Origin of the sequence: Pseudomonas sp. BT76 TE3572, from assembly GCF_050435365.1 — a bacterium.
GTDB classification, from domain to species: Bacteria; Pseudomonadota; Gammaproteobacteria; order Pseudomonadales; family Pseudomonadaceae; genus Aquipseudomonas; species Aquipseudomonas fluorescens_W.
This window is the reverse complement of sequence record NZ_JBNDKE010000001.1, coordinates 4,562,108-4,581,211: the sequence shown is the minus strand read 5'-3', so window position 1 is coordinate 4,581,211 and position 19,104 is coordinate 4,562,108. Positions and strand designations below refer to the sequence as shown.

Genomic DNA, 19,104 nt, shown 5'->3' with positions numbered 1-19,104 from the left:
TTGTTATTGGCAAGTGCCGGGGATGTAGCACGCTTGTAGTTATACTACATGAATCGGCTTTTTGCCTGTTCAATGCGTAACTCGATGTCCCCATTTCACGCCACATGCGCTCCATGTAGCCCCTATAAGGGTTTTGCGTCCGCACGCAGCAGCGCCGCCAGGCCATCAGCCTCGACCGGACGGCTGATCAAATAGCCCTGCACCTCATCGCAGTGCTCGGCTTTCAAAAACTCCAACTGCTCTGCCCGCTCCACACCCTCAGCCACGACTTTCAGCGACAAGCCGTGCGCCATGGCAATAATTGCCCGGGTGATCGCCGCATCCTCGCTGCCCTCCCCCAGCCCGCGGATAAACGCCTGGTCGATCTTCACGTAATCCACAGGGATGCGCTTGAGGTAGCTCAGGGACGAATAACCTGTGCCGAAATCGTCAATTGCCAGTTTCACGCCCAGATCTCGCAATTGCTGGAAGGTCGCGATGATGTGCTCGACGCTGTCCAGCAACTGACTTTCGGTGAGTTCCAGCTCGAGGTAGTGCGGCGCCAGGCCGGTTTCTTCCAGCACCTGACGCACCAGGCTGACCAGTTTGCCCTGACGCAATTGATGCACCGACAAATTGACCGACACCCGTATCGGTTCAAGCCCCTGACGCTGCCACTCACAGGCTTGCCAGCAGGCCTGACGCAACACGAACTCGCCAATCGGGCCGATCAACCCGGTTTCCTCGGCCAGGCCGATGAAGTCCCCTGGCGGCACACGACCCATGGTCGGGTGATCCCAGCGCACCAGCGCCTCGGCGGCATTCAACCGACCCGTGGCGAGGCACAGCTTCGGTTGGTAAAACACTTTCAGTTGCTTCTCTTCGATAGCTTTTCGCAGCTGATTTTCCAGCTGCAAGCGCTCCAGCGTGCTGGCTTGCAGGCTGTCGGTGTAGAACTGGAAGTTATTTCCGCCCAAGTGCTTGGCGTGCTGCATGGCCATATTTGACTGATGGACCAGCGCGGAAATTTCTCGCGCGTTGTCCGGCAACATACTGATGCCCATGGACGCGCTAACCACCAGTTCATGGCCCTCGACAGTGATCGGCAAGCGCAGCTTGGTCGCCAGTCGGGTAGCCACTCGCGCCAGGCTCGACAGGTTGCCGTAGGCATTGAACAACACGGCAAACTCATCGCCGGATAAGCGAGCGATGGTGTCTGCTTCAGGCAACGCATTGACCAGCCGCCGGGCCATCTTCTGCAAGAGCTCGTCGGCGATTTCATGGCCAAGACTGTCGTTGAGCAGCTTGAAGCGATCCAGATTGATGTGCAGCAACGCCAGACTGCGGTAGCCGCCCTGGCGCACCCGCAGATGAGCCTCGCTTAGCCGTTCGCGGAACAGAGAACGGTTAGCCAGGCCGGTCAATTCGTCATAATGCGTCAGGTAACGCATGCGCTCTTCAGATTCGCGCCGAGCCGATAGATCGGCGAAGAAGCCTACGATATGGCTCACATTTCCCCGAGTATCGCGCACAGCATTCAGTTGCAACCATTGCGGATACAACTCGCCATTCTTGCGGGTTTCTACCAGCTCGCCCTGCCAACTGCCGTGCTGCTCCAGCGCCTGACGAATCGCCACGTAGTGCCGGCGGGCATCGCGGCTGCACGGCAAATCGACCACGTTGCATCCAATCATGTCTTCTATGTCATAGCCGGTGACTTGGCTAAAGGCCTGATTGACCGCGATCAACGTGTAATTCGGATCGAAAATCACAATGCCTTCACTGGCGGCTTCGAACACCGTCGCAGCCAGTTGCCGTTGCTCTTCCAGCGCTTTGCTGGCGCTGATGTCGCGACGGGTACCGACCATGCGGATCACCCGGCCATTTTCGCCGCGCTCAACCGCTCGACCTCGGTCCTCGATCCAGACCCAATGGCCATCGCCGTGGCGCACGCGGTACTCAATCTGGTAGTCCTCGCTGCGGCCCTTCAAATGCTCGACCAGCGCACGCTTGAGTGACGGCAAGTCATCGGGGTGCAGGCGCGGCTTGAGGTGGCGAAGCATCGCCGTCACGAATTCCGGCTCCAGGCCGAACAGCTCCTGAAGATGGGTGTGATGGACTTCGTCGGTTTGCAGGTTCCAGTCCCACAACCCGAGCTCACTGGCCTTCAACGCCAGCGCCAGACGCGCTTCACTCTTGCTCAGGGCCTGGTTGGCGGCGTCCAGCTCCAGGCTGCGCTGGGCGACACGGCTTTCCAGCTCGATCTGAATTTGCCGCAACTCGTCTTCGGCACGACGGCGCTGGTCGATTTCCTTGGCCAGCGTTTGATTGAGTTGATCGCTGCAGCTTTGGGCCTGCTGCAAGTGTTCGATCAGTGCCTGATTCTGAAAGCGCCGCAACAGTCCGCTATCGATGAGCCGATTGACCTGCCAGGCGACCACACTCAACGCGCCCAGCAATATGAGACCGAACCAGCCCCAGCCCTGATCTTGCTCATCGCCGCCCCAGAACAGATAGCCGATGGCCGGCAACAGACAGGGCAAGGTAAAGGACAGGAACGCCGGCAGGCTGACCGCGTAGGCAACGCTGGCCGAAAGCGCTGCGGCGCCGATCAGGCCGAACACCCAGGCTTGTTGCATGAAGTTATCGGCAGGTACCAGCGCAATGCCGGCGCCGGCCAGGGTCAGGCCGGTCATGGCCGAACCCAACAAAAACATGCGGCGCCAGATCGGATGGGCCTGACGATTGGGTATCGCCGAATCGAAGGCCGCGACTTGAATCACCCGCAACGCCACCAGCGACAACAGCCACACCAGCCAGACGCTGACCAGGAAGTAACGCTGCGGACTCCAAAGCAAGCCAGCGCAGACCAGACCGTTGATCAACATGAATAATGTGGGCAGCAATGAGCCCTGATAAAGCAGACGCGTGCGTTCGACCGCCATTTCCATGGCGTATTGTTTACGGATAACCCGGGGCTCCACGACGGGGCCCGACAGGTCGGTGCTGAGGGTCATAGGCAATGTTCTTGTTCTTATAATGGTGAGCATGAGCCCGAAACGTCGACGGAGCATACACAAGCAAATGCCCGGACCAAACTGCCCCAGATCATTAAATCGACAAAAACTGCAGCCCCCCATACCCGCTGAAAAGCCTCGGAGCGAGCCCCGCCAACGTCTGCAGCCAGTGACCGACCGGTCGTCATCCGTGCTTCTTTCATCGGCTAATGCAAAGCTCGGTTTGCCCGGTGTGACGGCGCACCCTAGAATGCCCCGATGCGCGATGATCTCTCCCTTCTGCTGAACTCCCTCAACGATGCCCAACGCCAGGCCGTAGCTGCCCGCGTGGGTCGTCAGTTGGTCCTGGCCGGTGCTGGTTCCGGTAAAACCCGAGTGCTGGTGCACCGTATCGCCTGGTTGATCCAGGTCGAAAACGCCTCGCCCCACTCCATCCTGTCGGTGACCTTCACCAATAAGGCCGCTGCCGAGATGCGTCATCGCATCGAGCAGCTGATGGGTCTCAACCCGGCCGGCATGTGGGTCGGCACCTTCCACGGCCTGGCGCACCGCTTGCTACGGGCGCACTGGCAGGAAGCCGGCCTGAGCCAGACTTTCCAGATTCTCGACAGCGACGATCAGCAACGACTGGTCAAGCGGGTGATCCGCGAGCTGGGCCTGGACGAGCAACGCTGGCCGGCCCGTCAGGCCCAGTGGTTCATCAACGGGCAGAAAGACGAAGGTCTGCGTCCGCAACACATTCAAGCCAGCGGTGACCTGTTCCTGGCGACCATGCGCAGCATTTATGAAGCCTATGAGGCTGCGTGCCTGCGCGCTGGCGTGATCGACTTCTCCGAATTGCTGCTGCGTGCCCTCGATCTGTGGCGCGATCATCCGGGCCTGCTGGCGCACTATCAGAAGCGCTTCCGGCACATTCTGGTGGACGAGTTCCAGGACACCAACGCCGTGCAGTACGCCTGGTTGCGTCTGCTGGCCAAGGGCGGCGACAGCCTGATGGTGGTCGGTGACGACGATCAGTCGATCTACGGCTGGCGCGGCGCGAAAATCGAAAATATTTATCAGTACTCAGACGATTTCCCGGATGCCGAAACCATTCGTCTGGAGCAAAACTACCGCTCCACCGCCGGTATCCTTAAAGCAGCCAACGCCCTGATCGCCAATAACACCGGGCGCATGGGTAAAGAGCTGTGGACCGACGGCGGCGAAGGCGAAGCGATCAATCTGTACGCCGCGTTCAACGAACACGATGAAGCACGCTACGTGGTGGAAACCATCGAAAGCGCGCTGAAAACCGGCTTGGCTCGCAGTGATATCGCGATTTTGTACCGATCCAACGCCCAATCGCGCGTTTTGGAAGAAGCTCTGCTGCGTGAGCGCATTCCGTACCGCATCTATGGTGGGCAGCGCTTTTTTGAACGGGCAGAAATCAAAAACGCCATGGCCTACCTGCGCTTGCTGGAAGGTCGCGGCAACGATGCAGCGCTGGAGCGGGTGATCAACGTTCCGGCCCGTGGTATCGGTGAGAAAACCGTTGAAGCGATCCGCGACCATGCCCGTCACAGCGATGTGTCGATGTGGGAAGCCATGCGTCTGCTGGTGGCTAATAAAGGCCTGACCGGCCGTGCCGCCGGCGCGCTGGGCGCATTTATCGAGCTGATCGAGAACCTCGCCGCCAAGTGCATGGAGATGCCGCTGCACCTGATGACCCAGACCGTCATCGAGCAGTCCGGGCTGATCGCTTATCACGAAGCGGAAAAAGGCGAGAAAGGCCAGGCTCGGGTAGAAAACCTTGAGGAACTGGTCAGCGCCGCCCGCAACTTCGAAAACGCTGAAGAAGACGAAGACCTGTCGCCACTGGCGGCATTCCTCGGTCACGCGTCGCTGGAGGCCGGGGATACTCAGGCCGACGAGCACGAAGACAGCATTCAGTTGATGACCTTGCACAGCGCCAAAGGCCTGGAGTTCCCTTACGTGTTCCTGGTGGGCATGGAAGAAGGTCTGTTCCCGCACAAGATGAGCCTGGAAGAACCGGGTCGTCTTGAAGAGGAGCGCCGTTTGGCCTACGTCGGTATCACCCGGGCGATGCAGAACCTGGTGATGACCTACGCTGAAACCCGACGCCTGTACGGCAGCGAGACCTACAACAAGGTGTCGCGTTTCGTACGTGAAGTGCCGAAAGGCCTGATCCAGGAAGTGCGGCTGTCCAACAGCGTCAGCCGTCCGTTCGGCGGTGGCCAGCAGCAGAGTACCAGCAGCCTGTTTGGCGGTAGCGAGATCCCGGATACCGGTTTCAGCCTCGGCCAGACCGTACGGCATTCGGTGTTCGGCGACGGCGTGATCCTCAACTTCGAAGGTGCCGGGGCTCAGGCTCGGGTGCAGGTGAACTTCAGCGAAGGCAGCAAGTGGTTGATGCTGGGTTACGCAAAGCTGGAAGCGATTTAGGGCTATCTAATAGCTTTTCTGTGGGAGCGAGCTTGCTCGCGAATGAAAGCGCCGCGGTGTATCTGTTAAATCGCGGTGTGGTTATCGCGAGCAGGCTCACTCCCACAAGGTTTTGTGTGATCCACACTTCAACAGGTTGATCTTATAAGGCGCGACAACATGGGCTCAGGCTTCTTTTCTTCCTGGACATTCTGGGCCCTTTTGTCGGCGGTATTTGCCGCGATGACCGCGATCTTTGCCAAAATCGGCATTGAAAACGTCAACTCCGACTTCGCCACCCTACTGCGTACCGTGGTGGTTTTGGTCAGCCTGGCCTTGATTTTGTACGCCACGGGCCAATATCAGTCATTAGGATCGATCTCTGCCAGGAGCTACCTGTTCCTGCTGCTGTCGGGACTTGCCACCGGTGCCTCATGGATCTGCTACTTCCGCGCACTGAAACTGGGGCCGGCCTCACTGGTCGCACCGGTAGACAAGCTCAGCGTGGTACTGGTGGCGGTGCTCGGTGTGATCCTGCTGGGCGAAAAACTCGACGTGCGCCAATGGGGCGGAATCAGCCTGATTACGGCCGGTGTGGTCATGCTGGCGCTGCGACGCTAGACAGCCTTCCTACAGAACTAATCCACTCGTCCTACGGACCAAAGTTAACAGGCCTTATTGCGCTGACTGAAGCTGAACGCAACCTGTCAGGCAAAAGCCCGAAACACTCTGCCGCTAGCCAGTATCACTTCAGCTGTGCAACATGGCGCGCGTGCCATCCACAAATGGGAATTCCCTTTATGAAACGTTTTCTTAGCATCGCCATGGCGTTGTGCATCGGCCTGACGATGAGCCTCGACGCCAACGCCAAGCGCTTTGGTGGCGGCAAGAGCTCCGGCGCTGCGCCGACTCACCAGACCAGCCAAATGGCTCCTTCTTCTGCTGCAGGCGGCGCTGCTGCCACTGCGGGCGCGGCCGGTGCCGCTGGCGCTGCCGCCAAGGCCGGCGGTGCTTCGCGCTGGCTCGGCCCTCTGGCCGGTATCGCTGCCGGTGGCCTGTTGGCCTCCATGTTCATGGGCGGCGGCTTCCAGGGCATGCAGATCTTCGACATCCTGATCATGGCGGTCATCGCCTTCCTGGTCTTCCGTTTCATCGCCGCTCGTCGTCGCAAGCAGCAGGAGCACATGGCTCCAGCGGGCGCACCGATGCAGCGTGAAGTGTTCGAGCAGAAGCCAGCGGCCATGGGTTCGATCTTCGGCGGTTCGGCAGCACCGGTTGCAGCTCGTCCGGTGATCAACGCTCCGGCCTGGTTCAATGAAAAGAACTTCATTGAAGCGGCCCGCAACCACTTCCAGTCCCTGCAGCAACACTGGGACGCCAATGAAATGGACAAGATCGCCGAGTTCGTGACCCCGCAACTGCTGGAGTTCCTGAAGCGCGAACGTGCCGATCTGGGCGACGGTTTCCAGTCCACCTACATTGATAACCTCAATGTTCAACTGGACGGCGTGGATGATCGTGCCGACAAGACCATCGCCACCCTGACCTTCACCGGTGTGTCGAAGACCTCGCGCTTCGACCAGGGCGAAGTGTTCAGCGAAAGCTGGAACATGGAACGTCCGCAGGGCGAGAACCAGCCTTGGCTGGTCGCTGGTATCCGCCAGAACGGCTGATCCCTCCCGCGTTAAGCATGCTGTAATAAAACCCCGGACTTGTCCGGGGTTTTCTATTTCGCAGTTGCATCTATAGCGAGCTACTGTATAAACCGCCCCAACTAAACCGCGCCATCAAGCAAGAGGATCCCGGACGTGGAAGAAATCATCGAACAACTGCGTGAAGCCAACGAACCGGTACCGGTCCCCTTGGAGTTACCCGACGAAGACCAGATCGTGGAAATCGAAGAACAACTGTTCATCGACATTCCATTTGTCTTCAGAGAATTTTTGCTGACCGTCAGCGACGTCGTCTACGGCAGCCTGGAGCCGGTAACCGTTACCGACCCGCAATCCCACACCTACCTGCCGGACGTTGCCGCCAACGCCTGGGACGCGGGTGTTGATCGCAGCATGATTCCGATCTGCCAGGACGGTGACAACTACTACCTGGTCGAAGAAGACGGCACCGTGGTGCTGTGGTTGGCCGAAGAAGAGCTGATCGCCGAAGAAACCTGGGAATCGGTGTGGCACTGGGCGCGGGACGTCTGGCTGGAAAGCTGAGACGTCTGAAGCGCCACTGGGTTAATGCCCGGACGAATCCTTGTGGTTGTCCAATGTTTCGAGCAACGCCACCTGCATCCGCGTGTGCACGCGGATGAACCAGCGCCAGAGCAGCGCCGCTACAGCGGCCGCGACGACGACGATCAGCACCAGCAACTTGTTGGTCGGCAGAATACTGGCCGACAAGGCTGCCAGCAGCAGGAAAATCACCAGCAGCGAGAGGATCGGGATCACTTCGGCGATCACCCGACGCACTCGCTGCGTGTGGCGGCCGGCCATCTCCGGCTTCACGCCCATCTCCGCCAACAGCATCGAGAGCGCCTTGAGCTTGCGATAGGCGGCGATCAGGAAAGGTAGCGACAACAGCAACGCCCCACCCCAGATCAACGCTTTCTGCCAGCTCGGGTCGCTGATCCAGTCTTGCAGGTAAGCGGACATGCGCTCGGCGAAAAAAGCACCCGAGAAGAAGATCGCAATCACCAGCGCCAGATTGACTCCCACCTGCAACAGAATCCGCCGAATCATCAACGCCAGCAACGCGCCCTCACCCTGAGGCTGGATGCTGCGCAGCCATTCGCCGTACATCCCCAATACCCTGCCCAGTCGCTTCGGCATCACCGCGGCAAGCTTGATCGACAGCGGATCAGCCGCGCGGATCAGGTAGGGCGTCAGCAACGTGGTGATCACCGAGACAGCAACGGCGACCGGGTAAAGGAAGTTGCTGGTGACCTGTAACGTCATGCCCAGCGCCGCGATGATGAAAGAGAATTCGCCAATCTGCGAAAGCCCCATCCCGACTCGAAGTGAGGTGCGTCCATCATTGCCAGCGATAAAGGCGCCAAGACCGCAAGAAAACATCTTGCCCAGCACCACGGCCACGGTAATCACCGCAATCGGCCACGCGTATTGCAGCAGGATCATCGGATCGAGCATCAGCCCAATGGCGACAAAGAAGATCGCACTGAACAGGTCGCGAACCGGTTCGATCAAACGCTCGATTTTCAGCAATTGCCGGGATTCAGCCATGATCGCGCCAATCAGGAAGGCACCGAGCACCATGCTGTACTCAAGTTTGACCACCAGCAAACAGAAGCCGAAACACAGGCCTAACACCGTGATCAGCAGCATTTCATTGCTTTCGAACTTCGCCACGTAAGCCAGCAATCGCGGCACCAGCAGAATGCCGATGACCAGTGCAACGATCATGAACAGCGAGAGCTTGCCGACCGTGGAAAACACTTCGCCAGAACTGACTGTGCCGCTGACTGCGATGCTCGACAGCAAGGCGATGATGCCGATGCCAAGGATGTCTTCAACGATCAGCACGCCGAAAATCAGCTGGGCAAAGCGCTCGTTCTTCATCTTCAGGTCGTTGAGCGCCTTGACGATGATGGTGGTTGAGGAAATCGCCAGGATCGCGCCGAGGAACAGCGAGTCCATGGTGTTCCAGTCGAACCAGCGACCGATCTCGTAGCCGATCCAGATCATCAGCACGATTTCCAGGAACGCCGCAATGAACGCCGTGGCGCCAACCTTGAACAGCTTGCGCAGGCTGAACTCCAGGCCCAGGCAGAACATCAGGAATATCACCCCGAGTTCGGCGAGGGTTTTGATGGTTTCTTCATCGTGGATCAGGCTGAACGGCGGGGTATGCGGGCCGATGATGAAGCCAGCGACGATGTAACCAAGTACCACCGGTTGTTTGAAGCGATGAAACAGCACGGTCACCACACCCGCGATCAACATGATCACTGCCAGATCTTGAATGAAACTGATGGCGTGCATGGCGTGGGGCTCCTTGGGTGACATTGCTCAATCGACAGACGTAGGAAAGGCCTGTTCGAGCAAGGTAAAAAATCCACTTTCCGCGTGGGAATTACCCTTGAGAAGGGGCTTTTGAAGGGTAACACCGCGACTTCCGGCAGAAAGGCGGTGCAATATATGGAAACAGATCGATTCGGGCGTGACGGCAGTCACCCGCCCGGCGTCCCGATAACTGTTGGTTTGAAAAAGCTGACGAGGCCCCCGCAGAGGTGCCGCCCTCCCGAAATTCTGCCTTGAACCGTGAGTACGCTATGGAACCCGGAAACGCACAACTGTCGATGACGGTATTGATGACCCCCGACATGGCCAACTTCTCTGGCAATGTCCACGGCGGTACCTTGCTCAAATACCTCGACGAAGTGGCCTACGCCTGCGCCAGCCGTTATGCCGGCCGCTACGTGGTGACCCTGTCGGTGGACCAGGTGATTTTCCGCGAGCCGATTCATGTCGGCGAACTGGTGACCTTTCTGGCCTCGGTCAATTACACCGGCAACACCTCCATGGAGGTGGGCATCAAGGTGGTGACCGAAAACATCCGCGAGCGCTCGGTGCGCCACACCAACAGCTGCTTCTTCACCATGGTCGCAGTGGATGACGACCGCAAACCGGCTGCTGTCCCGCCATTGCAACCGCAGAACAGCGAAGACAAACGCCGCTTCATGCAGGCTCAGCAACGTCGGCAGATTCGTCAGGAACTGGAAAAGCGCTATCAGGACATCAAGGGCGACGCCTGATATCGACAAAGTCGCAGCCTGCGCAAAGGCTGCGATTTTTTTCGGCGAATGTTGTTACAAACTGATCGCTGTCGCCTCGAACCGCACCCGCGGGTGCGCGATCCGGTCCTGAGCCCGCACCAGTTCCAGCTCATAGCTGGAGCAAGCCTGGGTTTCCAGCAGCACTTCATGCACCGCCGACGCGGCGAATTCAAATGCAGCCACCAGGCTATCGCCCAACAGTACGCGAGCCAGAAACAACCCGGAAGTCAGGTCGCCGACGCCCACCGGCTGACGCGGGAACGCCAGCAGCGGACGGCGCAGATGCCAGCTGTCTTCAGCCGTCACGAGCAACATCTCGAAAACATCCGTCGGTTTACCGGGATAGTCCAGATGCTTGACCAGGACAGCCTTCGGACCGCGCGCCAGCAACGCTCGCGCCATAGCCAGGCAATCGAACAACGATTGCGGCTTGCGTCCCGAAAAGCTGTCCAGCTCCAGCTGGTTCGGGCACATGAAGTCCGCCACGGCAGCCGCCTCCTCCAGCAGGAAATCGCTGACTTCCGCAGGCACGCTGCACCCCTTCTCCGGATGGCCCATCACCGGGTCACACAGATACAGAGCCTTGGGATTCATCGACTTGATCCGCGCCACCCCTGTCAGGATCGCCCGGCCCTGAGCAGCACTGCCAAGATAGCCGGACAACACGGCATCACAGTTGCCCAGCTCGCCAATCGCCGCGATGCCTTCGACCAGATCGGGAATCTGATGCGGCGCCAGCACTTCACCGGCCCACTGGCCGTACTGGGTGTGGTTGGAGAACTGCACCGTATTGAGCGGCCAGACATTCACCCCGACCCGCTGCATCGGGAAAACCGCGGCGCTGTTGCCAGCGTGGCCGAACACCACGTGGGACTGAATGGCGAGCAGATGGGGCGTACGTTTCATGCGCTGGGTTTTCCGTCAAACGATTGAAATTCAAGCCGCGCAGTATGCGACTAAACGCAGCCTGTACGACAGACCGGCGACGCAGTTAAGCTGACACTATCTTGTTGGAGCAACGTGTTGATGCTGACCCTTGGAAATATCTTCGTCCTGATGCTGCTTGCCACCGGTGGCGCGTGGTTGTGGCACAACCATGGCTTGCGCGAGCGTGCGCTGGAGCGGGTCAAGCTGCATTGCACAAAGCTAGGAATCGAGCTGCTGGACGGCAACGTGGCCTTGAAGAAGCTCGCCTTCATTAAAGACGCCAACGGCCGGCGGCGCCTCGCCCGTGTGTATAACTTCGAATTCACCGTGACCGGTGAAAGCCGTCACAACGGTACTATCACCCAGTTCGGCGCCCACAGTGCGCAGATTGAGCTGGCGCCCTACCCGATGCCGTTCGACGACACACCTGCGGTGGCCGAAGTAGTGAAACCGCGCGCCGAGGTGATCGAGATGAGTCAGTGGCGGCAAGAACACACCAAATGGCGTCCTTGATTCAAGTCGGGCTCGACCGGCAGTCGGCTAGATCTCTTTGCAATGAATCAACATCCTGCGGCTCACTGAAAATCAGCTCGATACGCGAATCACGCCGCCATTCGCTGGGCTGCCAGTCCAGCACCGAGTTTTCCAGCGCATTCGCCGAAACCCAACCGTCGACACTGTGGATAACCAGCTTCGCCCGCCGCCAGGCAAGGCTTTCAAGCCAACGGCCAACAAGCGTCGTATCGAAAGCCTGACTCGGATGCCAGCGCCACCCAACGCTCCAGCCGCCCTCCTGCTCCTGACTCAAGCAAATGGGCAGCGCAGGATCGGTCCAGATGGCCGGCAGCTGTGCCAATCCTTTGGGCGCAACGAAGTTATCCACACCCGCTACCGCCTGAACCGCAAGCCCTGGTAACTCACTCAATGGCAACGCGGCTTGCTGCGTCCAATACAACGGACGCGCCGGCAACTGCGCGGCGATTCGCTGGCGATCAGCGTCGTCGATATTTTCGGCTTTATTCATCAGCAACAACCCGGCGCTCTTCAGCGCTTCCTGTTGCGCCACCGGCAGCGGTTTGCCGGCAGCCAGTGCCTGGGCGTCCAGCACCAGCACGCAGGGTTGAACAGCCAACACGCCTTGCCACGGCGCCTCACTCAATTGCCTGAGCAATTGTGCCGGATGCCCCAGCCCGGAGGGCTCGATAAACAGCCGATCCGGCCGCGCCTTGCGCAGCAAACGCCCGAGGCCGATCTGAAACGGCGCACCATTCACGCAACACAAACAGCCCCCGGCCACTTCACCCAGTGCGATACCATCGGCGTCCTGGGTCAGCAACGCAGCGTCGAGGCCGATCTGGCCGAACTCGTTGATCAGCACCGCCCAACGCTCATTCGGCGGCCGCTGCGCCAGCAGGTGCTTGATCAGGCTGGTCTTGCCGGCACCCAAGGGACCCGCAATGACGTGAGTGGGAATGTTCTGCAACATGGTCGAAGTTTTCTGAGGAGGTAAGGATGCGGTTGATGGGATTGTCGTTGCTGCTGGTGCTCACTTCAGGTGAAGCGCTGGCTCAAGCCTGTGTGGTACATAGCACGGCTGAGCGACTCGACGTGAAAGTCTGCCAGCAGAACCGCAACATCCCGGAAAAACTGTTCGCCGATGGTTTCTGCCAGCCAAACCTTCCTGGCCAGAAAGTCGAGGTGCAGTACGTCGACCAATGCCCCACCCGCGCGTTCGGCGTGTGCAGCAATGCCCAAGTCGCCAATATGCCTTACCGGCAGGATATTCACTATTACGGCGTGGCCACGGATGCGGCGTATTTGAAGCCGTTTTGTGAAGCCCAGAGCCAGGGAACCTGGCTCAAGCCGTGAGCCGTTAGCTCAGCCAGTCGAGCGTCAGGATCAGCCGCCGCTCACCGGACGCCAGCTGTGGCGAGCGGTGAATCAGGCCGAAGCCTTCGTTGCCATGCCATTTCTCGCCTTTGAGCAGCGCGACTTCGCCGCTGGCGATCTGCTCTATCCGCGAATCGTCCTGGGGTTCGGCATCGGCGTCGCCCAGTTGTCGGCGATCCATCGCACCTTCCTTCAGCCACTGGCTGCCAATCCCGCAATACGTGGTGATCAGCCGCACCGGCACGTGATCGACGTGAAAACGCGGGCACATGGCCTTGTCCAGGACCCGCAAGCGCAGGCCGACACGCTTGGCGCCCAGCAAACAGGCGAAAGCACTGACCAGCCAGGAGACGTCGGCGATGAAACCTTCGTAACCTTCGAGATCGCTGAAACCTGAGGCCAATCCATGCAGATTGGGTTCGGTGTCATCGCTGGGCAGTTCCAGGACCAGCGACTCCGCCAACGGCTCGTTCAGGGACAGCAACAAACGCCCGAAATCAGCGATGTGCGCCGGCAGTTGGCGCTGCCAAACGGCGAGATTTACGCCGTCATCCAGTATTCGGGTCAGCGCTTGCGGCGTCTTACCTTGAACCTGATAAATGATCGGCCGCAGTTTCAGACTGGGTGCCAACATCAGGCTGCGGCCTCGTCATGCCACGGGCCGAATGGATCTGGCAGCAATCGCCAGCCCTCGACACCTAACGCCATTTCATCGTCGCTCAGCAGGCAATTGTCGAGTTCGCTGGTGAGTTGCGCGAAGTCGATGTTCTGGCCAATGAACACCAGTTCCTGGCGGCAATCGCCAGTGGTTGCGGTCCAGTTTTCCATGATCCCGGCGGTGCTTTCTTCGTCCTGCGGCCACTGGGTTTTCGGCACGAAACGCCACCAGCGTCCGGCGAAACCATGGCGCATCAATCCGCCCGCCTGGGACCAGCTACCGGCGTCCATGTGCTTGCTGGCCAGCCAGAAGAACCCCTTGGAGCGCAGCAGTTTGCCGTTCACCCACGGGCGGTCGATGAAGCTGAAAAAACGCTGCGGATGAAACGGTCGGCGTGCTCGGTAGGCTGTCGAGGCGATGCCGTATTCTTCGGTTTCCGGTACGTGTTCGCCACGCAATTCCTGTAACCAGCCCGGCGCCTGGGCGGCCTTCTCGAAGTCGAAACGACCAGTATTCAGGATCTTCGCCAAGGGAATTTCGCCCATGACCATCGGGATGATTTCCGCCTGGGCGTTAAGCCGCTCAAGGATCGCGATCAGCTCCTGGCGTTCGCTGCTGCTGATCAAGTCGATCTTGCTGATCAGTATCACGTCGGCGAATTCGATCTGCTCGATCAACAGGTCGGTGATGGAGCGCTCGTCCTCCTCGCCCAAGGTTTCACCACGGGAGGCGAGGCTTTCGGCGGCCTGATAGTCGATCAGGAAGTTCATGCCATCGACCACGGTGACCATGGTGTCGAGCCGGGCGATGTCGGCCAGGCTCTGCTCTTCCTCATCGCGAAAGGTGAAGGTTTCCGCCACGGGCAGCGGCTCGGAAATGCCGGTGGATTCGATCAATAAATAATCAAAACGACCCTCCTTGGCGAGTTTGCTCACCTCTTCCAACAAGTCTTCGCGCAAAGTGCAGCAGATGCAGCCATTGCTCATCTCTACGAGTTTTTCTTCCGCGCGGTTCAGGCTGACATCGCGCTGGACTTCGCCGCCATCAATGTTGATTTCGCTCATATCATTGACGATCACGGCGACGCGCAGGTTGTCGCGATTGCGCAGCACGTAGTTGAGCAGCGTGCTTTTGCCAGCACCGAGAAAGCCCGACAGGACGGTTACGGGGAGACGATTGGGCATCAGGTATTCCTCACAAAGATGCCCGGTCGCAGTGTCGGGCTTAACTTGATGTTATAGTATAACAACACAATCAAGCCACTCTCCTCTTGCCCACGATGACAAAGGGCACGATGCTCAAGCCCGTTCGATCCGTGAGAAATCCTATGCGTGTAGCCCTGAAAATAACGCTGATGAGCGTTTCGCTGCTGATTGCTGTCGACGCCTGGGCGCAAATCCCGAGCCTGGCCAAATGCACCCGAAGCGCCAATCTGCTGGCCTGCATGGATGGTGACGGCAACGCCTACAGCGTCAACACCGTCGGAAGCACGATCTATCTGCGTGGCTTCGAAGCGGCCGGAAAACGCCATTGGGCGCAGACCAACAGTCGCTACGGGCAACTCACGTTCTTCACCGGGCTCGCTTCCGATGGTGAGGCCTGGGTCGGCTACAACCGCCGCGTCGGCTGGACCACGATCAATCGGTTTTCCAGTTCCGGTGGCAGCAGCGGCAAGTTCACCTGTAGCCGAATCGCCGGCTGTTAGGCCTGAATCTTTTTCTGCTCCTGCTGCCAAGCGACGTAACTGTTTACCGGCGGATTTTTCTGGAAGTAGCGCTGTAACCCTTCGAACAAGCCATCGGCTACGGCCTGCTGGTAACGCGCAGTGACCAGTCTCTGACTGTCGCGAGCGTTAGATATGAAGCCGGTTTCCACCAGGATCGACGGCACATCCGGCGATTTCAGCACGGCAAATCCCGCTTGTTCCACGCGCTTCTGATGCAATGTGGTGATACCCGCCAGACTGCCGAGCACCGTGCTGCCCAACTGCAAACTGGCGGCGAGGGTCGCGTTCATCGACATGTCGAGAATCACCCCGGCAAGCATCGGGTCCTTATCCTTGAGGTTGAGCAGGCTGGTAGCGCCCAGCAGGTCCGCGCCGTTCTCACGTTGCGCCATGAAACGCGCCGTCGCCGAGGTTGCTCCACCCTCGGACAGGCAGTAGACCGAAGCGCCTGACGCGGTAAGACGCGGTGCGGCATCGGCATGCACCGAGATGAACATGTCGGCGTTGTGCTTGCGAGCGATCTCCACACGCTTGCGTAGCGGGACGAAGAAGTCGTCGTTGCGCACCAGTTTCACGTCGAAGCCCTTCTCGCGTTTCAGCCGTTTGGCCAACAGCTGGGCGATGGACAGCACCACGTCCTTCTCACGCTCACCTTTGGCGCCGATCGCGCCGGGGTCTTTGCCGCCGTGACCGGGGTCGACCACGACGATGATGTCGCGCTTGGGGTGAGCCTTGTCGACGGTCGCCTCGGGCGCCGCCGCCATTTGTAACGGCGCAGCCGTCTTCAGATCGAGTACCAGTCGATGGCCCTGACCGTCCTGTGGCGGCAGCAAAAAACTGGCGAGCTGCACCGGGCCGCTGAGGTCGAGGACGATTCGCGTATCGCCCTGTCCGAAGGGCCCAGAGCGTATCGAGCGAATCACCGTGTTGCTGAGCGCCAACTGACTGAAATCGCCACTGAGGTTGGCACCACTCAGGTCGATGATCAGCCGTTCGGGAGCGCTCAGGGAAAACGTCTTGTATTGCACCGGCCCGCTCAGATCGAACACCAATCGCAACTTGTCATCCGAACGCCAGAGCCGCGCATTGCGAATCTGTGTGGCCGAAACACCAAACGGCAAAGCGAAGGCCGCGCTGGCCAGGATCAGGTTGAGCAAGTGACGTCTGTGCATGATGAAAGCCTGTTCATGAAAAAGGCATGGTCGATTTAGATGTAATAACATAACATAAGGCATCGACTCCCACGATGGACCTGCTCATGAATGCGCTGACTCTGCCGGATATCGCCGCGCAGGCCTCACGCCAAGCCCTGCCACTCGACTGGGTGGGCATGTGCGGCATTGCTCTTCCTGTTTTGTTCGATGGCCAACGAATCAGTGCAAAGGCCGACGCCGGCGTTAGCCTCGATGATGGCGAGGCGCGCGGTATTCATATGTCGCGGCTGTACTTGGCGCTGGAAATGCTCGAGCAAGAAAACCTGACGCCCGCTTTGTTACGGCGAATTTTGCAAAGTTTTCTCAAGACTCATGAAGGACTGTCCAACAGCGCGTACTTAAAAATTCACACCGATTTACTGCTCAAAAGACCGGCGCTGGTCAGTCCATTGGCCGGCTGGAAAACCTATCCAGTGAGCATCGAAGCACGTTTGAAAAACGCGATGTTCCACGTGGAACTAAAAATCGACGTGTCTTATTCCTCGACCTGTCCCTGCTCGGCCGCACTATCCCGGCAGTTGATTCAGCAACAATTCGTCGATGACTTCGCCAACAAGCCGCTGCAACACGCTGATGTGTTGACTTGGCTCGGCTCGACAAAAGGCATCGTCGCAACGCCGCACAGCCAACGGAGCACTGCGAAATTGCGGCTTCGAGTGGACGACTATCTGGATGACCTACCGCTGATCGCGATCATCAACGACGCCGAAGCGGCCCTCGGCACCGCCGTGCAAACCGCCGTGAAACGCGCCGACGAACAAGCCTTCGCGCTGGCCAACGGGCAGAACCTGATGTTCTGCGAAGACGCCGCCCGCCGTTTGAACTTGGCCCTGAAACGCTCCCCCGGCATCAACGCCTTCCACCTACGAGTCGTCCACGCGGAAAGCCTCCACGCCCACGATGCCGTCGCCGAAAGCCGTTGGAATTGGGAGGCCGCATGATTCATTGCCAAGCCTTGCGATGGGGTGCACCCGGCCAGGCCCTGACTCCACCCGTGGATTTCGAACTGGCCCAAGGAAGTCTGACCGCCGTAATCGGTGCGAACGGTTCGGGTAAAAGCAGCCTGCTGAAAGTCATCGCGGGTTTGCAAAAACCGCTGACCGGCAAAGTCATCCTGGATGTTCCACGCAAGCGCAGCCTCTCGTTCCTACCCCAGCAACAACACCTGGATCGCCAATTCCCCATCAGCTTGGAAGAGTTAGTGGCCGCCGGTTTCTGGGGTAGCACGCAGTCTCCCGAGATACGCAGACAACGCCTCAAAGCCGTTCTGGAAGACTGGTGTCTGAGCGGTTTGGAACAGCGCTCGCTGATGGCCTTGTCCGGTGGCGAATTACAGCGTGCCCTGCTCGCCCGTTTAAGCCTCGCGGATTCACCACTGCTGTTGCTCGACGAACCCCACGCCGCCCTCGACGAGCTCGGTCAGGCACTGCTCTGGAAACACATTCATGCCTGGCATGCCGAAGGCCGAACCCAAGTGATCGTGTGCCATGACCTGGCCGCCGCTCGCCAACACATTCCTCAAACGTTGCTGATCAAAAGCTCCGGCTGTGTCCTCGGGTCGAGCGTTGACCTGATCCATCAACAACCACAAACGCGGGTGGCCTGATGCTCGCGGCCGCTCATCTTTGGCAACCGTTCCACGAGTTCGTGTTCATGCGTCGAGCACTTCTCGGCGGGTTGGTCCTGGCATGCAGCACCGCACCGTTAGGTGTGTTTTTGATCCTGCGACGCATGAGCCTGATCGGCGACGCGGTGGCTCACGGCATTCTGCCGGGGGCCGCATTGGGCTTCTGGTTCGCCGGATTGAGTCTGCCGGCGCTGACCGTCGGCGGCCTCGGTGCCGGTCTCGGCATGGCCGGCCTCGCCGCCTGGATCACCCGTCGCACCGGCCTGCGGGAAGACGCCAGCCTCGCCGCGATCTACCCCATCTCCCTTGCCTGCGGTGTGCTGATCCTCGGAATCGCCGGCAAACGTCTGGACCTGTTGCACCTGTTATTTGGCTCGGCACTGGCGGTCGATGGCCCGACGTTAACGGGCATGCTCTGGGTCTCCGGCTTCAGCCTGATCGCCATGGCGTTCATCTACAAACCGCTGTTGCTGGACACCCTCGACCCACTCTTTCTGCAAACCGTCAGCCGACTAGGCCCCCTGGCACACGGCGTATTTCTAACCCTGGTGGTGCTGAATCTGGTGATCGGTTTTCAAGCCATCGGCGCGCTGATGGTGGTCGGTTTGATGATGTTGCCCGCCGCCGCGTCGCGCTTCTGGAGTCGTCGCTTGCCGACGTTAATGGCCATCGCCGCCCTGCTCGGCTGCCTCTCGGTGTGGCTCGGACTGTTGCTGTCGTTCTACTTCTCGCTGCCCAGTGGCCCGGCGATCGTGCTGGTGGCTGGCGGTTTGTATCTGCTGTCCGTGGTGTTCGGACCGGTGCACGGTTTGCTGCGCCGCCCGCCTTTGCTCACATCCCAATGAGGTGT

General features: G+C 59.4%; 18 protein-coding genes. 11 read left to right on the top strand and 7 right to left on the bottom strand.

Features of this window, described 5'->3' with window-relative positions:
- Positions 1-122: 122 nt before the first annotated feature.
- Complete coding sequence (locus ABH912_RS20735) at positions 123-2,996, bottom strand: EAL domain-containing protein (protein WP_429511533.1); 2,874 nt, start codon at positions 2,994-2,996, stop codon at positions 123-125.
- Between the two features lie 258 nt (positions 2,997-3,254).
- Here ABH912_RS20735 and uvrD point away from each other — a divergent pair, with 258 nt between their 5' ends.
- The 4 genes from uvrD (at position 3,255) to ABH912_RS20715 (ending at position 7,633) form a co-directional block, all read left to right on the top strand.
- Positions 3,255-5,438: a DNA helicase II gene (gene uvrD / locus ABH912_RS20730; protein ID WP_429511532.1), complete on the top strand. Its 2,184-nt coding sequence runs from the start codon at positions 3,255-3,257 to the stop codon at positions 5,436-5,438.
- A 159-nt stretch (positions 5,439-5,597) separates the two neighbouring features.
- Positions 5,598-6,038 carry an EamA family transporter gene (locus ABH912_RS20725; RefSeq protein ID WP_429511531.1) on the top strand — a complete coding sequence of 147 codons (441 nt, stop codon included), beginning with the start codon at positions 5,598-5,600 and terminating at the stop codon, positions 6,036-6,038.
- Between the two features lie 179 nt (positions 6,039-6,217).
- The gene (locus ABH912_RS20720; protein ID WP_348131669.1) at positions 6,218-7,090 is read left to right on the top strand and encodes a Tim44 domain-containing protein; all 873 of its coding nucleotides are present in this window, start codon (positions 6,218-6,220) and stop codon (positions 7,088-7,090) included.
- A 135-nt stretch (positions 7,091-7,225) separates the two neighbouring features.
- Complete coding sequence (locus tag ABH912_RS20715) at positions 7,226-7,633, top strand: SMI1/KNR4 family protein (RefSeq protein WP_008007803.1); 408 nt, start codon at positions 7,226-7,228, stop codon at positions 7,631-7,633.
- Positions 7,634-7,654: 21 nt separating this feature from the next.
- On the opposite strand, the gene ABH912_RS20710 is transcribed toward ABH912_RS20715, so the two are convergent.
- Positions 7,655-9,418, bottom strand: coding sequence for a cation:proton antiporter (locus ABH912_RS20710; RefSeq protein ID WP_429511530.1), 1,764 nt, complete (start codon positions 9,416-9,418; stop codon positions 7,655-7,657).
- 290 nt (positions 9,419-9,708) lie between these two features.
- On the opposite strand from ABH912_RS20710, the gene ABH912_RS20705 reads away from it, so the two are divergent.
- On the top strand, positions 9,709-10,191 hold the full coding sequence (locus ABH912_RS20705) for an acyl-CoA thioesterase (protein ID WP_074872148.1): 483 nt from the start codon (positions 9,709-9,711) through the stop codon (positions 10,189-10,191).
- A gap of 54 nt (positions 10,192-10,245) precedes the next feature.
- Here ABH912_RS20705 and pdxY read toward each other — a convergent pair whose 3' ends face one another.
- Positions 10,246-11,118, bottom strand: coding sequence for a pyridoxal kinase PdxY (gene pdxY, locus ABH912_RS20700; RefSeq protein ID WP_429511529.1), 873 nt, complete (start codon positions 11,116-11,118; stop codon positions 10,246-10,248).
- 120 nt (positions 11,119-11,238) lie between these two features.
- Between pdxY and ABH912_RS20695 the strand changes: the two genes are divergently transcribed.
- Positions 11,239-11,652: a DUF3301 domain-containing protein gene (locus ABH912_RS20695; RefSeq protein ID WP_033059629.1), complete on the top strand. Its 414-nt coding sequence runs from the start codon at positions 11,239-11,241 to the stop codon at positions 11,650-11,652.
- 1 nt (position 11,653) lies between these two features.
- Here ABH912_RS20695 and ABH912_RS20690 read toward each other — a convergent pair whose 3' ends face one another.
- Positions 11,654-12,625: a CobW family GTP-binding protein gene (locus tag ABH912_RS20690; RefSeq protein ID WP_429511528.1), complete on the bottom strand. Its 972-nt coding sequence runs from the start codon at positions 12,623-12,625 to the stop codon at positions 11,654-11,656.
- 26 nt (positions 12,626-12,651) lie between these two features.
- On the opposite strand from ABH912_RS20690, the gene ABH912_RS20685 reads away from it, so the two are divergent.
- Complete coding sequence (locus ABH912_RS20685; protein WP_429511527.1) at positions 12,652-13,008, top strand: NADH:ubiquinone oxidoreductase; 357 nt, start codon at positions 12,652-12,654, stop codon at positions 13,006-13,008.
- A gap of 4 nt (positions 13,009-13,012) precedes the next feature.
- Here ABH912_RS20685 and ABH912_RS20680 read toward each other — a convergent pair whose 3' ends face one another.
- On the bottom strand, positions 13,013-13,663 hold the full coding sequence (locus ABH912_RS20680; RefSeq protein ID WP_429511526.1) for a DUF1826 domain-containing protein: 651 nt from the start codon (positions 13,661-13,663) through the stop codon (positions 13,013-13,015).
- A complete protein-coding gene (zigA, locus tag ABH912_RS20675) occupies positions 13,663-14,871 on the bottom strand; it encodes a zinc metallochaperone GTPase ZigA (protein ID WP_429511525.1) in 1,209 nt (402 codons plus the stop codon). The genes ABH912_RS20680 and zigA overlap by 1 nt, the downstream gene beginning before the upstream one ends.
- A 143-nt stretch (positions 14,872-15,014) precedes the next feature.
- On the opposite strand from zigA, the gene ABH912_RS20670 reads away from it, so the two are divergent.
- Complete coding sequence (locus tag ABH912_RS20670) at positions 15,015-15,392, top strand: glutamine synthetase (protein WP_429511524.1); 378 nt, start codon at positions 15,015-15,017, stop codon at positions 15,390-15,392.
- Here the strand turns inward: ABH912_RS20670 and ABH912_RS20665 are convergent.
- Complete coding sequence (locus ABH912_RS20665; protein ID WP_429511523.1) at positions 15,389-16,585, bottom strand: N-acetylmuramoyl-L-alanine amidase; 1,197 nt, start codon at positions 16,583-16,585, stop codon at positions 15,389-15,391. The two genes, ABH912_RS20670 and ABH912_RS20665, sit on opposite strands and share 4 nt — an antisense overlap.
- An 86-nt stretch (positions 16,586-16,671) precedes the next feature.
- On the opposite strand from ABH912_RS20665, the gene folE2 reads away from it, so the two are divergent.
- Genes folE2 through ABH912_RS20650 form a run of 3 tightly spaced genes read left to right on the top strand, consistent with a single transcriptional unit; the run spans position 16,672 to position 19,099 of the window.
- Positions 16,672-17,568 (top strand): GTP cyclohydrolase FolE2, encoded by an 897-nt coding sequence (folE2, locus tag ABH912_RS20660; RefSeq protein ID WP_429513136.1) that lies wholly within the window; start codon positions 16,672-16,674, stop codon positions 17,566-17,568.
- Positions 17,565-18,233: a metal ABC transporter ATP-binding protein gene (locus ABH912_RS20655; RefSeq protein WP_429511522.1), complete on the top strand. Its 669-nt coding sequence runs from the start codon at positions 17,565-17,567 to the stop codon at positions 18,231-18,233. The genes folE2 and ABH912_RS20655 overlap by 4 nt, the downstream gene beginning before the upstream one ends.
- A complete protein-coding gene (locus ABH912_RS20650; RefSeq protein ID WP_429511521.1) occupies positions 18,233-19,099 on the top strand; it encodes a metal ABC transporter permease in 867 nt (288 codons plus the stop codon). The genes ABH912_RS20655 and ABH912_RS20650 overlap by 1 nt, the downstream gene beginning before the upstream one ends.
- Positions 19,100-19,104 lie beyond the last annotated feature (5 nt).